We start from the raw sequence: 15,551 nt of genomic DNA, 5'->3' as shown, positions 1-15,551 counted from the left end.
AACCAGTGTGACGCACCGCGACTAATCCATCAATCAGTGCCGTGGCAGGACGACACGTGTGCGGACTGTGGGGGGACGGACGTCGAGATCAGGAGTGATCCACCAACCTAGTCCCGAGCTACGGTCAGGTCTCGCGGATCGAGGTCTCGCATACCTTGACGCCGTCTCCAGGGGGACATGGCTGCCTCACCGGCAGTGTTAACTTTGTCCTGCTTCCCCGGTTTAATCTGAACGTGTAGCACGATCTATTGGAGAGCAGTGCAGTCTATCGGTTTTGAGTGCCAAACTGGGGATGCGTCACCGATTCGATACGCTCCACTGTGGAGCCAGCGCGGGAACCCACTACCGCTGAAACGGCATAGACGCTACGGGGAGCCTTCCACTCTAACCGTAAAAACAACCTCGAACCGCCTCTCAACTGAACCGCGAAAATAGGATTAGCGACAAGGATGGGAAAGTTCGTCTCCTAGTGGAGTTGATGCAACCAAGCCTTCCCGACCTGACTGAGGTTCTGGACGAGAGTGAGTGTTTCGAGCGCGAGCGGACGGATCGCCAGGCCGTGGAGCTGGCGATCCTCCTGTACAATCACGGGGTGAGTCTTCGAAAGGTCTCGCGGGTGCCCGGATGGCTCGGTATCGAGCGGTCTCACGTGGCAGTCTGGCGGTGGATTCAGAAATTCGATCAGCGATTGACAGAGGCTGGTCGGCGGCCGGCCGCCGACCTGCCGGCGGTCGTGCTGATGGACGAGACGGCGGTCAGCCAAGGAGGTGAGGAGTTCACGCTGTTCGCGGCGGTCGATCCCGAAACACGTCACCTATTGCACGCGTCGGTTGCACCGTCGAAAAATACGTTGACAACTCGGCGGTTCCTGACGGAACTCGTCGAGCTGTTTGGGCGCTTCTCATCGATCGTGGTGACAGACGGGGCCAGCACGGCCCCGTCTTCACCCCGCTGGGTATCATGCACATCGTCCGTCGCCATAGCGTGAGAAATCGCGTCGAACGCTGGATCCAAGAGCTGAAACGCCGGATCGAAACCTTCTACGCCTCGTTCACTGGAGCCACCGTTTCAACGACGAATAACTGGCTCAAGCAGTTCGCATGGACCTGGAACGTCTGCCTAAGTTAACGGTGCCATCTGACCTGCCACAACGATTAACTACCTGTTTGTCACACAGCCTCACTAATGGGGGACACTGTGGGGGACCAACAAGCGATCGAGGAGATCGGCTTTCTAGCGAACTCCGCGTCCCGAGTCAACATGCTCGAACTCCTTCGAGAGGCCGACTCGAGACGGGTCGCGAAAGCCACGTTCCGGGACCGTCTCGACTGCTCCCGGACGACGATCGGGCGCAACCTCGAGGCCCTCGAGGAGCGAGGATTCATCGAACGGGATCACGACGACGTCGCGCTCACACGGATCGGCGAGGTCGTCGCCGGCGATTTCTTCGAACTGGTCGAGACCGTCGCAGCGACACGGGCGCTCGAGCCGTTTCTCGAGTGGGCCCCGCCAGGCGAGTTCGACCCGCCGCTGCTGTGGCGTCTGGCGGACGCGACGATGATCGTCGCGACCCAGGCGAACCCGTACGCTCCCGAGGACGCACACGTCGAGTTGATGGAAGTGACCGAAACCCACCGGTTCGCTCTCCCCATCGTCGGTGAGCGTGGAATGGAAGCCTCCTTCGAGATGCTCCAGACGAACGATGACGTCTCGGTCGAGTTGATCGTCGGCCCCGAAATCGCCGAGCTCTTCGACTCACACCCACGGTACAGAGAGAAGATGCAGCGCGTGCTCCGGACGGGTCAGGTCGAGGTACGCCGCTCGGACGATGAGATTCCGTATTTCGTCGGACTGTACGACGAGACGGTGCATCTCTCGGTGGTCGACGAAGACGGCCGGCCCCGAGCCCTTCTGGAAACCGAGGACGACGACGTCTACGCGTGGGCTGAGGATCGATATCGGAAGTATCGACAGACAGCCGACCCACTCGAACAGGTGATGGATCCCCACTGAACGATGACCGACGCGATCGACGATGTCGGGTTCCTGACGTCTTCACCCGTTCGTGCCCGGCTCCTGCAGACCATCGATGAGGCCGGCTGGTGCGCCACACCTGACCTCCGACGCCAGATCGATGCGTCCCGGACGACGATCGGCCGCCACCTCGACGCGCTCGAACGCCACGGCTACGTTTCGTACGATCCGACCCGAACCGCGTACGAGGTAACCGCCCGTGGAACGGTCGTGGCTGGGGAACTCTCGACGCTCATGACTACGATGACGACCGTCGAACGATTACGCCCGGTCCTCCAGTGGCTTCCCGATGGCGTCCTTGACTTCGAGCTCGATCACCTCGCTGGGGCCGAGATCATCACTGGTGATCGACACGATCCGTACGCACCCGTCAATCGCCACGTTGCGGTGCTCCAAGAGACGACCACGTTTCGGTGTCTCCTCCCCTGGTCGGGGCTGACTCACCTCCGTAAACTCTCGGAGAGCATCACGGACGACCGGAGCTACGAGCTCGTCGTCTCAGCGAACGTCGCGGACACGGTCCGTTCGGATGACCGCTATGAACACGTCCTTGCCGCCCTGATCGAGTCAGACTCGGTCTCGCTGTTCGTCTCCGATGACGAGATCGAATACTTTCTGGGCATCTACGACGAGCTGGTCCACATCGGGGTCAAAGACGATCGAGGCTTTCCCCGGGCGCTGGTCGAGAGTGAATCCGATGTCGTCATGGACTGGGCCGAGAACAGCTACGCTGAGCACCGAGAGGCGTTCCGTCCGCTTGAGTGACGGTGCGTATCCACGGCCCACAGGCCCGGCATTGCGCCTGGTCTCCCTGTCACTGCACCCCCTGCACGGTGTGCACGAGATACACTAATGCTTCACAGGCCCCTGGTGAGAAGCGGGGCGACACGGTCGTCCCACTGGTGGGGACAATGTCAAAGATCGCTACAGAGGGATACTGCAACCAGTGTGATGCATCACGAACGGTCCATCGGTCGGTGCCCTGGCAGGACGACACGTGTGCGGACTGTGGGGGGGCCGATGTCGAGATCAGGAGTGATCCACCCACCTAATCCCGAGCTACGGTCAGATCTCGCGGATTGAGGTCTCGCATACCTCGGCGCCGTGTTCAGGGGGAGATAACGGCCCTCCCCCGCTGAGAGCAGTGCCGGTTGAACCAACCAACTCAGACTGTGCATCCCGGATCTTGTCAGGGGCCGATACCTTTTTGGTGGCGCTATTTTCACTACAGAGTATGTGTTCTCTCGAAAGCGAACACCGCGTTGGCTCGACGCCCGCCAGTGGAGGGCTGACGAGTGAGTGACACCGACACCGAGACCGACCTGATCGAGTTCCTCCTCGAAGAGACCGGCGACACGCTCCGTACGGTGGTCGAATACGACCCCGATGGGTGGCACTTTCTGTACGGCGAGGAGGCAGTGTACGGTCAGATCGAGGAGTGGGACGCGACCAGCGACGACGTCGTCCAGGCATTCAGACAGGACGCCCGCCGGAATACCGACCGAGAACGGCTCTTCGACGTCGGTTCGTTCTACTGCTCGCTTCATCTCTTCGACGAGTTGGTTCTCCTGCATTTCAATCAGCCGGACGAACGGGGCGTGATCTTCGGCTATGACCCCTCGGCTGCGGCCAATCTCACCACCTTCGTCGAACTGTGTGTCCCACGACTTCGAAAGCGGACGCTATCGGATCTCGATAGTGCTCCGCGATGGGGCAACTGACACTGTCGTCGACTGCAGATAGCTGACGTCCACGGCTGAGGGCGCCACGAGCCTACACCTGCCCTCGAGCGAGGCTCCACACGCTCCCCGAACCCACCACCCTCCCCAAACGCGGTCTGCTCTAGCGGTCCACTACCCGCGGGTCCACCTGAGAGCGATCGTCGGCGATCAGTCTAAGAGACACCCACTCGAGGCCCTACCGGAGACGACAGCTGTCCACGGATCCCTGGAACCAGCAGTCGATGAATACTGTCTGACCGGAGTCAAGATCCACTGACTGGCGTTGAAGAGGATCCAATGGCTCTTGCGCCTGAAGTCTGAAGTCCATGGACTTCGAACTACATTGTATGCTCGGCGATGACCGTCTCCGACCGGACGGCGGTATCGACATGCCGAATCCACCACCCCGTGACGCCATGAGTGAGGAGGCACTCGACCCGGCGACGCTCGCCCAAAACGCCCCGAAACTCGAAACGGTCGTCGAACTACTCACCCAGCCCGCAGTGACACGGGTGTACGTCTATGTCTGCTACTGGGGGCGGGTGACGCCCCCGGAGGTCGTCGAGGGGCTCGAGATCTCCAAATCGACGGCCTACGAGTATATCGATCGGCTGGTTGATCTCGGGCTGGTCGACCGCGACGAGTCGACTCGCCCCCAGCAGCTGACGGCCGATCCCATCGCTGTCGTCGAGCCGTATGCCCCGATCGTCATCACGCCGACCGTCCTCCATGCGACCGCGCTCCAAGAGATCGACGAGGACGTCGCCTACTTCGGCGACCGCTACGGGATCGGGAAACTCGTCGCCGCGTTGCGAGGTGCCGGGTTGCATTTCGCGGGAGAGACGACCCAGCGGATGGTTGCCGCCGATATCGACGTTCGCGACACGGAGGCGATGATGATCATCTACGCGCTCAGACCGGCGCTGGTCCTCGGCCGCGAGCGTGATCCGTTCTTCGGGCACCTCTTCCCGGATGTCGCCGACACGATCGAGGTCCCCGACCTCGATGACACCGAAGACGATCCCGCACGGACGGATCCTCCTGACTGAGGTATCGAATGAGCCACGAGACACCGCTGTCACCCGATCGAGACGCGCTCGTCGATGCGAACGTCTTCTTCGCGATCGGTGCGCCCTCGAACCCGCGGTACGCTCGGTTTCGCAGCGCCGTCCGAGAGGCCGGTGTCGTGTGTAACTTCCCTCGCCGTTTCGTTGACGAACTCGGCGGGCCAGAAACGGACCGTGTTCGGACGGCACGTGACGAGGGCTGGGCCGAGATTATCGAGCCACCGGCGCCGACCGATGGGGATGCCGTTGCAGCGAGCGATATCGCCCGGCGAACGATCGCAAGCGAGACGGGCTAGGCCGAACACGATGTCGAGAAAACGGATACGATCCTTGCCGGGCTGGCCATCGAGTACGTACGAGACCACGCAGTAGACGCCGTGGTCGTCCTTACGGATGACACGAATTAAGCGGAAACCCACGACTTCAGTCCTGTCTCTTACCCACAAGTTCGCGGCGTTCCACGCGAGCATTTCAGACCCTCTCGGCCTCGATTTTTGACCACCAGATCGAGATGAGGAGGGTATTCGGACGATGATATCGACGGTGGGGATGGATGAACGCGGGTGAGTGAGCTCGTCGAAATCACCTTCCAAGGGTGGATAGGCCCGTACATATCCGGTATTTCGGTCGCTTTCATTGATCCCGTTCTCTCAGTAGACTGGCTCGATTTGTGGGTAAGAGACAGGACTTCAGTCGTGGGTCTAAGCGGTAGGCAGAGACTCGAAACCGCAAGACTTAGGCACTCTGGGGCCGTTTATGAGTCTAACTCGACTGGGAAAACTGGGGTTGGATTGGGGTCCCCATCAACAAAAAGCAACCCTGCCCGATTGAGTGTGGCTGATGGCACCGCCCGTAGGGTGTTAGCGAGGCAGTCCGAACGCGTTCGGACTGACGTTGCCATGCGTTCATCGCCTCGACGCACTGCCTACAAACCGGGACCAACCACTGGGGTTGGGAAGTTGCCTCCGTCGGGGTGGTCAGCGTGACCGGCCCCGAGCGCGAGGAATCCCACGACTTCAGTCGTGTGGGGGATGTCAAAAGCCGGCACGAAACGGAATCGAACGTGGCGTTGCTGCCCGCGGCTATGCGGATGACGTGTTCGTCTATGGCGTTGCGGACATCATCGGGGATGATGCCGGGGAGTCAGTACGACTGATCTGAGAGATGTGACCGGCCCGATCGGAGCGGATCCCGACTGCTCCCGTACACGGTCCAACTCTCGCCGTGCATCGGTGTCCCCGTCTTCACCCATGGAGTTGGGTCGCGTCCTGCTGCACTGCCGCGAAAAACGGGCGGTCCGTCTGCGCATCGACGTCAGATTCCGAGAGCACGAGCACGGAGAGGACGCCGCCGCGGTTAAGTTCGATGTCGGAGGCGAGATCACGGAGGCGGTCCTCGAGGGATGAGGCATCGACAGCATCGCTCACGACGACGAGGAGATCGACGTCGGAATCGGCACCTCGTTCGGTCCCTCGGGCGACGCTGCCATACAGGAGAATGGCCTCGATCGCGTTTCCGTATCGATCACGGGCCTGCGCCGCCCCGAGAAAAGCAGAGCAGCGGTGTGACGCGAGTGAGTGGTGGGTGGGGTGGGAAGGTGCCGGCCAACGGGAAGCAAGCCGACATCCGTGCTTCGGGTGACAGCCGAATAACGCTGGGGCCTAAGCATATAGGACTACAAGAGAATCGTATCGGAGGAAGTCCGGCGTACCGATCCGGATCAGCGACACCGTCGATCGAGGACCATCTCGGTTCGCTGGCGCTGCGTCCGAACGCTGTCGGAACCATCCAATCGATCGATTCCACCGAGATACGTCCACCCCGGCCCCACTCGAGACTCGCGTTACATGCAGGGCGTGGAGAGATTAAACTCAATTATTCGGCCTACAAGTATATTTATTGCGCTCTATCGCGAACGAGCAGGTATGAGCGAGGATGCACCGGGTACCGAAGCGTGGAAAGCACACACGAGCGCGTTTGATCGCGTGCGATCGGCGGCGGGAACCGTCTCACACCCCCGTTCGGCGTCCTCTATCGCCGACGAGGCACACGTCGCCGAGAACACCGCACGGGACCATCTCGAACGGCTCGTCGATCTGAACGTCCTGTTGACGACCGGCCGTGATGGAACGACGCTGTACGCGCCGGATCCGCTCCATACGCGGATGGAAACGATCCGTGATCTCCTCGAGTCCCACGACCAGGACGACCTCATCGAGCGCAAGGCCGACCTCCAAGAGCGGATCGAGGGGTGGCGCGAGACGTATGGCATCGACTCGCCGAACGAGCTCCGGGCCCTGGCTAGCGATACCGCCACCGCACGAGAAACGCGGGAGCTCCGAGAGACCGCGAACGACTGGGAGCTCTGTCGCTACCGCCTCAGTCTCGTCGAGGATGCGATCAAGAACTACGGGGCGTACAGTCGGCCGGATCGCGCCTCGGCCTGATATGCCTGGAGCCGGAGGGCCAGGGTCGTACGACCCGGGCGAAACGTCACATCGGGCACTTCGTGGAATCCAACGCGAACTCGAACGCCATCCGGCGATCTCTGCAGTTCGTGGGTTCCCATCGGGAGCGTACACACGAGTCATCGGGGAGATCGCGACGGATCGTGCCGAGATCGACGCCGAGACAGCGACGTTCACCGTCAGCTGGTTCGCGGGCGAGACGCCCGAGGCCCCACCGGAGTTCTCGTTTCACTATAGTGATGGTACGAGTGATGTCGGCTGGCACCATCACCCACAGGACCACGTCGAGGAGTGGGGACACGTACAGGAACGGTCGGACGAGACGGACGCCTACACCTACGAGCCGTACACGTTGTCCTCGCTCAATCCGACACGGGTCGTCTGGGAGGTGCTGTCGCGCTGGGAGACACGAGTCAACTAAGACCCACTCGAACGACAGTCCGGGGACAGCTGACGGTCGCAGGTCAACTACCCTGCCCTGAACGCCTTCGGCGTTCTGCGGACGGGGCTTGCGTGGCTTCGGTCGGGAGTTGTGGTCCCGGACCGACTTGTGTGCCGGTGCGGTCGGTCGGCAGAGGCAATGAAATTGGACGTGACCTCGGCGACGTCGCGGCAAGTCGAGCGTGCTCGGAGCGGTCGCGTCGTCGGTCCGTCCTTCGGGGCCGGTTGACGACGGCCCGTCCGGAGCGAGGAACCAAACCTTTCCCGCACCGACGTGTTGGTTCGGCACCCATTGCTGGGCTGTCTGAAGCCCGCTTCGGACGACAGAGGACGACGAACCGGGCGATACTAACTGTTTCGCCCACCTTCGCAACGCGATTCCTTCCCTCCCTACTCGCGGCTTTGCCGCTCGGTGAGGAAGGGGACTCCTCGCTACTGCCTGTTGAGAGCGTCCACGGACTGAGACCCTCTCGAGCAAGGGCCAACACGCTTCACGAACCTACCAACCTACCCGAACGCGGTCTGCTCTAGCGGTCCACTACTGGTGGGTCTACCCGAGAGCGATCGTCGGCGATCACCACGAGGGACGCCCGGCGAGTTGCTCGATCACAACAGAGAAGGCACGAATTTCACCGATCAGTACGGCCCCAAGTGTTATTTCTATGCCATCACGAGTAACCGGATTTGAGCGAACGGGATACATCTGTGACGGGCGTCGCATCCGCCGTTTCGATAGTCGACTGACAACTATTGGAACTTGCCGCAAGACCAACGAGTACCCGTTCGTTGACGGACCGTGGACAGAGGTCCACTACGAGTGTACCAACAGAGCCGACAGCACCCGTGTGTCAGTCGGTCAGAGGAAACGATCCATCCCACACGGTCGTCGGGATCGCGTCTGCGTACACACTCCGGACGCACTTGTCCAAGATCGCTTCTGTCTGAATGGCGTCCCGGCCGGTCGAGCGGTTCGTCTTCCCGTCCAAAAGGACGGCCTCGACGTGGTCGAGGAGGCCCCCATGTGTCGTTTCTGGTTGGTTGCATGCGACGCTCCCCGACTCTCCTGCGACCTCGTAGGTAAAATCGCCGCTGTCTAGCGTTTCGGCGACGATCGAACCCGCCGTGCCTCGAATCACGAAGCGGTCGGTCGAACCCGCGCCGACGAAATCACTCGTAACTGTACAACAGACACCATCCGCGACAGAGAGCGAAAGGGAGACGGCCGTCTCCGTTTGACTGTCTCCGTCATCACAGCGGACGACACCGGTTGCCTCAGTCGGCGCCCCCAGCAGGTGACAGAGGAGGTCGACGCGGTGAGAGGTCGCGTCAACGAACCAGCCCCCGCCGCTGATCTCGGGCATTTCGCGCCATCCGCTGTCGTTCGGTCGCGGGTGTGCGTAGTTGACAATGGCACACACCGGTTCACCGATCCGTCCCTCCGCGAGCAGCGACCGTATTTCCTCGACATGACGATGGAACCTCCGGTAGTACGCGACAAACAATTCGACACCAGCCCGATCGCAGGCATCGATCATGCCACGCCCCTCTGTGACACTACGGCCCATCGGCTTCTCGACGAGGACCGGTTTACCAGCCTCGGCTGCGGCAACGGTAAACTCCTCGTGGGTATCGGGCGGCGACGCGATATAGACGGCATCGATTTCGGGGTCCGTCATGACTTGTTCGGCGTCACCGGTGGCGACCGACACGTCGTGGATCTCCGCATAGCGCGCGGCCGACTCGCCGTCGCTGGAGACAACAGTCTGAATGCAACTTCGTTCGGATTGGTGGAACGAGGGACCGCTCTTCCGTTCGAGAACATCGCCACAGCCAATCACGCCCCATCGGATCGGCTTGGACAGGCCGTTACGATCGTGCATATGGTGTGATTGACCCCTCCTATTCTAACACTTTTCTCCCGGGAAATAGAAGTTCGTCCGGCCGTCCTGCTCGCCTTTCTCGACGAACCCCGCCTCGATGAGCCGTTCGAGGTTCGAATTAGAGATGGGAATTGTTCAGTTCGATCTGGTAGTACTCCTCGAGTTCGGCTTTGAGCAGCTGGCCCGAGGGGCCATCGAATCCCGTGAGCACGACCAAGAGGTCCCGTTGGATCGCGCTCAACTCGTCCATTGGCTCCTCTCTCCGTCGAGCCCCTCGAACGGTCGATCCCACCTGGATCGTACGTGATGTCCCACAGCCCGGCCCGGACAGCCGCTCTGCAGAACGTCTCTCCATCTCGAGATGGCCGCTTTCCGAGTTTCCCCTCTCATTCTCTGGAGCTTTGCGGACCCAAACTTAAAACGTATTGACAACTTCTGGTAGTTCACAAGCCGCTATCGTCATTCGACCCACCGGAGTGGCGTCTCTGTCACTCGAGCCGGCTCCACCCCACGAGGCAGTTCCGATCGCTATGATCTCGACCGGAAGCCTCGACACTTCCGACGACTGTTGGACAATATCGATCAGTCATGTCCATTGACGTCCAAATAATTATGCGTATGGCCCACTAGATTAGTTCTGTCGTCCGCGTCAGTCGGTGACGTGGGCTTCGGACACGGAAGATAACACGATAGTGGTGGGGGCCATGTCCAAGATAGCCAAAGACGGATACTGCAACGAATGTGACGCACCGCGACTGATCCATCAATCCGTACCGTGGCAGGACGATACGTGTACGGAATGTGGCGGAACCGATGTCGAGATTGCGAGTGATCCACCCACCTAGTCGTCTCGCCCACGCCGGCTCGTCCTTCCTGCGGACGCCGCGATCCCAGGCGAATCCGCACTGACCGACGCTCCCCCGGAGACAGCTGGCGTCCACGGCTGAGGCCGTCCACGGACCCACACCGACCCTCGAGCGAGGATCCAGACGCTCCTCACGAACCCACTAACATACTCGAATGCGGCCGGATCGTCATTGATAATTGATGGGAAAGCACCTTTCCAAGGTTCTCAAATGAGGTTCTCAAATGATAGAGATTCGCAATATATGGTAACAACTTATGATAGTCACTACTGTGGCGAAGACATATTATATAATTTGCTACTGTAAGCCTTGGTATGTGGCATTGTATCACTGAAAAACGGTGGACGCGACACTCACAGAGAGTTTAGTATAGGAATGAAAGTAAACCGTCGCAAGCTACTCACGCTGCTGGGTGCAACGACGGCTGCTGCTGCTGGAACGGGAATCCAAACGGGAGTGATTACCTCGGCTCCAGGAATTAGCAGTGTTCAACCAGTCCAGACTGAGCTTGACGAAGACGAACAAGCGGCGGGCGAAGAGCCACCCGTCGAGTTCCACAGTTGCGCCGAAGTCGAGATCACCGGGAAGTTTGAAGGAGTTCATCTTGAGGCCTCTCATCTATCCGGTGCAACGGATACGTCAAATCATCACTACGGTAGTGACCTGCTCTCAGACGATGGCACCTCGGCCATTGACGTTTCATCTGAAACGCTGTTCTATATCGACTACGTACGGCTCTCTGAAGAGACCGACATAGACCCGATGTCTCCGTCTGACGAAATCGATCACGATGTAGATAATCCGATCGAGAAATCCATCGAAGGATGTGTCGAATATGGCACAGGAGAACGACCAGAAGCCAGCATTACATTCGCCGATCAACCGTCCGACGGCGAGCTGGTAATCGCCGATTCTGTTTCGCTCTCTCACGGTGGATTCGTCGCAGTCTACGACGGTAGTGAGGACAGTATGCTCTCGCCACCAGCCGACGAGTGGAATTTACAGCACGAGTCTATGAGCAGAACAGTTGTTGGTGCCTCGGAGTATCTCGACCCCGGATCCCATGAACCCGTTGAGATTGAACTGGATGAACCGCTCAGTTCAAGTCAAGCTCTAGTTGCGATTCCCCACCACGATTCGACTGGGACAGAGACGTACGAGTTCGTCGAATCAGGCGGCCACGCAGACTGGTTGTACTACTCCAGTCCACCGTATGACTATGCATTCATCGAAGTCGAAGCTGACGGGGCCACCGTAGACGTAACTATCAGTGCTACAAACGACCCGGTTGAAGCAGGCGAATACCTTGGAGTAGCCGCTCAAATCGAAAATCCCGGGGACACGGAAGTCACCGAGTCTATTGCACTCGTGGTTGGAGAGGATCAACTGGATGCCGCCTCTGTCACGCTTGGCCCTGAAGAGACCCAAACCATAACTCTCGGTTACGAAACCTACCCGGTTGAGCAGGATGTCGAGTTCCCGGTTCGGGTCGAGACTGATAGCGATGACGACGAACAGACGGTCGAAGTGGTTGGTGATGCAGGCGATGATCCTGCTAATGGAGAGGGAACACTCGAAGTGACGATTCTCGGGATAACTGATCCCGTTCAAGGCGGTGAGTACTTGGAGGTTACCTCACAGATCGAGAACACCGGAGAGAGTGAAGCGTCACAGGAGGTCCGGCTAATCGTCGGTGAGGAGCCCGAACAGGTAGACAGTACATCTGTGACCATTGGCCCTGGAGAGACAGAGACCGTTTCACTGGGGTATGAAACGTACGCTACGCAGCAAGACGTCGAGTTCCCAGTTCGGGTCGAAACCGATGAGGATGCCGACCAACAGACTGTCTCTGTCAGTGCAGTTGACAGTGTGGATGTCACTACCTCCCGCTCTATTATATGGGCGGATTGCCGACACGTTCCCTTCCACTCTGGATGACTGAGCTATAGAGTCCTCAGAACGGAGACGTGAGATACCGGTACCAATAGGTAAAGTCATCCAAACACTCGAACTGGAGCTTGTGGAGATCTTCTCGACACCCTCCACCCCAACTGTTATCGTGTCGTTCCCACTTATGGAAGTGATGGGTGTTGAATACGGGGGAATAGTCGAGCAGCTTGCTGATGAATTCATTAAGTATCCAATTGAATTTGGAACAGAGGCGGATCTCCGCGTTCATCTATACAACTCGTTAGTCGACACGTTAGCGGAACGTGGAGAAGAGATGGCTACGGTTCAGAACCCACGCCTTGTTGGAGACACGAAGTCATACAAACAGTCGTATAAAGACGTTGTCGAGAAACGCTTCCAAGAGCGGGGAGAAATCGAACGGGTCCGACTTAACGCGAGCGTTGGGAAGAGAACGAAATTCGACATCATCGTGTTCAACGGAACAGTGAACAACCCCGTCGAATGGGTTCGGTCGGGGTCAAAGCGGTTTAGTAACGATGATCTGGCTACTGCATTCGGGATCAAATTCATCAAAAATAAGTGCTATCCACCAACCACATGTTCCGTGAATAGTGATGAGCTATTGAAGATGGATCTGGAAGAACTCCAGTCTATTCTGAATACAGACGAGAATAGTCTGCTTGGAGAGTTTGAAAAGCTCCACTCGCTCCCAGATTCGGTAGATACCTTCTTTATACTCGTCTCCAATAACAATTATCTCTTTGCTGACCCTCTCGCCGAGAGCGAAGAAAGCGAAACGAAAAAACAGCGGGTGGGAATGGCTGCCCGTGAGTGGCTTCGCGACAAGGCAGGCGATATTACAATTCTGTATATACACCCGAGAGGGAAGACATGGATCTCATGAGCGTGTTCTGTGTGGCGCTACGTTGAACCAGGCCCAAAGCCTCGCCGTTCAGGGCGGAGAGGGTGTCAAAGAGACGGATTCGATATCAAGAGAGGAGCGCCCGGAGTGCCATTGCTGATCCGGATCCGCATGGACATCCCATGACAAGGACCAGTGTTCCAGCAGCACAGCCACCGAGGGCGATACCGGCGACTGTTCCAGTCCGTCCACGAGAGACCAGGAATACGCCAGCTACGACCATGAGCAGTGACTCTGCTGGCACGTACAGATGTGCGATACCGAAGTCGACATATCCGAGGACGGCGAGTGTCGATGTGCCCGCAATCTCGAGTGGTGCTGTATCAGTTGTGGCACTGAATCCGTTGGGCAGTGGAACGGAACCCGTGGTCGCCGATAGTGATTCGGTCATCGAGAGCAATACTGTGGTCACTGCGAGAAACGCGATCGGAGGGAGTATGGCTCGAGCCCGTGTGAGCAGTCGAAGCGCCCCGGATTCCGTGGGAGAAACGAGTCCCGTCGAGCGAATTTTGCCATCGGTTCTCATGACGACGTCTCCACGTTCCAACTCATCCGTCGCTGTCCAATCCACCGAACGAGGGTTGAGGAGGCGTATCCCAGGAGTCCGACGAAGATGACGCCGGCGACGATGTTCGCATAGTTCCCGGTCGTGTAGGCGACCCAGATGAGCCGTCCGAGACCGGCATCGGCGATCATCTCCGCTGCGACCAGGTTGACCCATGCGAGGCCCATCCCGATGACGAGGCCGGTGTGAATCGACGGCAACGCCGCCGGGAGAATAGCCTGTCGCAGCACGTCACGCCTGGTTCCGCCGAGGCACTGAACGGCCTTGACGTAATCCGGTTCGACCCGCTCGACGCCTCGGATCGTGTTCAGTAGAATCGGGAAGAAGGCGCCCATGAACGTAATGAACATGATGCTCGCCAGTGTGGTCGGCAGAACGAGGATCGCGATGGGGATCCACGCGATCGGCGGGACCGGTCGGAGCATTTCGAGCGATGGGAAGACGAGATCTCGGAACGTGAGGCTCAGACCGATCGCGACCCCGAGCGGGACGGCGAGAGCGGTTGCAGCCAGATATGGGACGAACACGTGTCTCAGACTGGCAATCACGGATGAGTGAAACTCTGCAGTAGGGAGCATCGAGACCATCGCGTCGACCGCGGGCAAAGGCCCCGGAAGGCTGTTGATAGCTCCGTTCACGGCAAGGAGCCACCACACGAAGACGAGCCCGAGGATCGAGACGACGACATTGGCGTGATCGAGGACCGACGGGCGGGTGAAGCCGGATACGGCACTCATCAGGCGCCACCCATGGCTTCCCTGGCTTCGCTGTGGATCAGTTCGAGGACCTCCCGTTCGAGTTCTTTGAACCGATCGGTCGTCGTTACGTCCAGGTTTCGTGGCCGCGGGATGTCGACCTCGATGTCGGCTTTTACCTCACCCGGTGCGGCGCTCATGACGACGACGCGATCGGCGAGGAATATCGCCTCGGAGACGTCGTGCGTAATGAAGACGACCGTTCTATTGTCTTTTTCCCAGATCTCGAGGAGCATCTCTTGCATGATCTCCTTCGTCAGCGCGTCAAGCGCGCTGAACGGCTCGTCCATCAGCATGATATCCGGGTCGTTCGCGAGCAAGCGCGCGATTTCGGCTCGCTGTTGCATCCCCCCGGAGAGCTCCGTCGGGTACTGATCTTCCGTCCCCTCGATGCCCATCTCGGCGAGCAGTTCGCTCGCGCGCCCCTCGACGAGTTCGCCACGCATCTTCGGCCCGAGGTTGACGTTTTCCTCGATCGTCTTCCATGGGAGCAATCGGTTTGCCTGAAAAACGACGCCGCGGCGTTCCGACGGGCCTTCAACTCGATCGCCATCGACGTAGACGTGACCGGATGTCGGTTCGAGAAAGCCTGCGATACAGTTCATCAGGGTGCTCTTGCCACAGCCTGAGGGGCCAAGCACGGTAATGAATTCACCAGCGTCGATCCTGAGATCCACGTCGTCGACGGCGACGACGTGTTCGCCGTCCGGATCGTAGACCTTCGTCACCTCGTCGAGTAGTACCGATCCCTGTTGGGCCGTGGATTCGGTTTCTTCCGTCGTTTCGTGCTGTTGTCCGGTCATCGTTTACATTCGATTGTCATGTTTCTGACCGATACCGGTGATTTCGATCGTGATTCTGCCCGTCCGACGATCACATCACGCTCGTGTACGGGTTGGACAGTCAGTGGATGGCTGAGAC

Annotated in this window: 13 protein-coding genes and 2 pseudogenes; 10 read left to right on the top strand and 5 right to left on the bottom strand. The window is 59.1% G+C overall.

The features are described 5' to 3' along the window. Window positions 1-478 precede the first annotated feature (478 nt). The 6 genes and pseudogenes from DVH23_RS09385 to DVH23_RS09360 form a co-directional block, all read left to right on the top strand. Window positions 479-988 (top strand): hypothetical protein, encoded by a 510-nt coding sequence (locus tag DVH23_RS09385; protein ID WP_157972371.1) that lies wholly within the window; start codon window positions 479-481, stop codon window positions 986-988. A 197-nt stretch (window positions 989-1,185) separates the two neighbouring features. Next, a complete protein-coding gene (locus tag DVH23_RS09380) occupies window positions 1,186-2,013 on the top strand; it encodes a winged helix-turn-helix domain-containing protein (RefSeq protein WP_114577183.1) in 828 nt (275 codons plus the stop codon). Between the two features lie 3 nt (window positions 2,014-2,016). Then, window positions 2,017-2,799 carry a winged helix-turn-helix domain-containing protein gene (locus DVH23_RS09375; RefSeq protein ID WP_114577182.1) on the top strand — a complete coding sequence of 261 codons (783 nt, stop codon included), beginning with the start codon at window positions 2,017-2,019 and terminating at the stop codon, window positions 2,797-2,799. 530 nt (window positions 2,800-3,329) lie between these two features. Beyond that, the gene (locus tag DVH23_RS09370) at window positions 3,330-3,755 is read left to right on the top strand and encodes a hypothetical protein (protein ID WP_114577181.1); all 426 of its coding nucleotides are present in this window, start codon (window positions 3,330-3,332) and stop codon (window positions 3,753-3,755) included. 326 nt (window positions 3,756-4,081) lie between these two features. Continuing rightward, a complete protein-coding gene (locus tag DVH23_RS09365; protein WP_232833727.1) occupies window positions 4,082-4,804 on the top strand; it encodes a helix-turn-helix domain-containing protein in 723 nt (240 codons plus the stop codon). A gap of 8 nt (window positions 4,805-4,812) precedes the next feature. Next, a pseudogene (locus DVH23_RS09360) lies at window positions 4,813-5,220 on the top strand (hypothetical protein); the annotation flags it as partial. Between the two features lie 846 nt (window positions 5,221-6,066). Here DVH23_RS09360 and DVH23_RS09355 read toward each other — a convergent pair. Continuing rightward, window positions 6,067-6,336: pseudogene (locus tag DVH23_RS09355) on the bottom strand (nucleotidyltransferase domain-containing protein); the annotation flags it as partial. A gap of 411 nt (window positions 6,337-6,747) precedes the next feature. On the opposite strand from DVH23_RS09355, the gene DVH23_RS09350 reads away from it, so the two are divergent. Next, window positions 6,748-7,269, top strand: coding sequence for an ArsR family transcriptional regulator (locus tag DVH23_RS09350; RefSeq protein WP_114577178.1), 522 nt, complete (start codon window positions 6,748-6,750; stop codon window positions 7,267-7,269). 1 nt (window position 7,270) lies between these two features. Next, the gene (locus DVH23_RS09345; RefSeq protein ID WP_198667895.1) at window positions 7,271-7,711 is read left to right on the top strand and encodes a hypothetical protein; all 441 of its coding nucleotides are present in this window, start codon (window positions 7,271-7,273) and stop codon (window positions 7,709-7,711) included. Window positions 7,712-8,579: 868 nt separating this feature from the next. On the opposite strand, the gene DVH23_RS09340 is transcribed toward DVH23_RS09345, so the two are convergent. Together DVH23_RS09340 and DVH23_RS25000 are read right to left on the bottom strand one after the other, a co-directional pair. Next, window positions 8,580-9,611, bottom strand: coding sequence for a Gfo/Idh/MocA family protein (locus DVH23_RS09340; RefSeq protein ID WP_114577177.1), 1,032 nt, complete (start codon window positions 9,609-9,611; stop codon window positions 8,580-8,582). 118 nt (window positions 9,612-9,729) lie between these two features. Further along, entirely contained in the window at window positions 9,730-9,861 is a 132-nt protein-coding gene (locus DVH23_RS25000) for a hypothetical protein (RefSeq protein WP_255565235.1), read from the bottom strand. Window positions 9,862-10,786: 925 nt separating this feature from the next. Between DVH23_RS25000 and DVH23_RS09335 the strand changes: the two genes are divergently transcribed. Then, window positions 10,787-12,415, top strand: a complete 1,629-nt coding sequence (locus DVH23_RS09335; RefSeq protein WP_157972370.1) for a hypothetical protein — start codon at window positions 10,787-10,789, stop codon at window positions 12,413-12,415. Between the two features lie 145 nt (window positions 12,416-12,560). Then, window positions 12,561-13,292: a hypothetical protein gene (locus tag DVH23_RS09330; protein ID WP_114577175.1), complete on the top strand. Its 732-nt coding sequence runs from the start codon at window positions 12,561-12,563 to the stop codon at window positions 13,290-13,292. A gap of 540 nt (window positions 13,293-13,832) precedes the next feature. Here DVH23_RS09330 and DVH23_RS09325 read toward each other — a convergent pair. Beyond that, on the bottom strand, window positions 13,833-14,513 hold the full coding sequence (locus DVH23_RS09325) for an ABC transporter permease (RefSeq protein WP_232833725.1): 681 nt from the start codon (window positions 14,511-14,513) through the stop codon (window positions 13,833-13,835). A gap of 98 nt (window positions 14,514-14,611) precedes the next feature. Further along, window positions 14,612-15,433: an ABC transporter ATP-binding protein gene (locus DVH23_RS09320; RefSeq protein ID WP_114577173.1), complete on the bottom strand. Its 822-nt coding sequence runs from the start codon at window positions 15,431-15,433 to the stop codon at window positions 14,612-14,614. Window positions 15,434-15,551 lie beyond the last annotated feature (118 nt).

The organism is Saliphagus sp. LR7, from assembly GCF_003344565.1.
GTDB lineage: Archaea > Halobacteriota > Halobacteria > Halobacteriales > Natrialbaceae > Saliphagus > Saliphagus infecundisoli.
Note: the sequence above shows the minus strand (reverse complement) of the source record. Positions and strands in the feature narration are given on the sequence as shown.

Excerpts from the sequence above, each read along its gene's own strand:
- DVH23_RS09320 (WP_114577173.1), bottom strand. The coding sequence starts at position 15,433 with ATGACCGGACAACAGCACGAAACGACGGAAGAAACCGAATCCACGGCC.
- DVH23_RS09365 (WP_232833727.1), top strand. The coding sequence starts at position 4,082 with ATGGACTTCGAACTACATTGTATGCTCGGCGATGACCGTCTCCGACCG.
- DVH23_RS09340 (WP_114577177.1), bottom strand. The coding sequence starts at position 9,611 with ATGCACGATCGTAACGGCCTGTCCAAGCCGATCCGATGGGGCGTGATT.
- DVH23_RS09345 (WP_198667895.1), top strand. The coding sequence starts at position 7,271 with ATGCCTGGAGCCGGAGGGCCAGGGTCGTACGACCCGGGCGAAACGTCA.
- DVH23_RS25000 (WP_255565235.1), bottom strand. The coding sequence starts at position 9,861 with ATGGACGAGTTGAGCGCGATCCAACGGGACCTCTTGGTCGTGCTCACG.
- DVH23_RS09375 (WP_114577182.1), top strand. The coding sequence starts at position 2,017 with ATGACCGACGCGATCGACGATGTCGGGTTCCTGACGTCTTCACCCGTT.
- DVH23_RS09385 (WP_157972371.1), top strand. The coding sequence starts at position 479 with ATGCAACCAAGCCTTCCCGACCTGACTGAGGTTCTGGACGAGAGTGAG.
- DVH23_RS09350 (WP_114577178.1), top strand. The coding sequence starts at position 6,748 with ATGAGCGAGGATGCACCGGGTACCGAAGCGTGGAAAGCACACACGAGC.
- DVH23_RS09380 (WP_114577183.1), top strand. The coding sequence starts at position 1,186 with ATGGGGGACACTGTGGGGGACCAACAAGCGATCGAGGAGATCGGCTTT.
- DVH23_RS09330 (WP_114577175.1), top strand. The coding sequence starts at position 12,561 with ATGGGTGTTGAATACGGGGGAATAGTCGAGCAGCTTGCTGATGAATTC.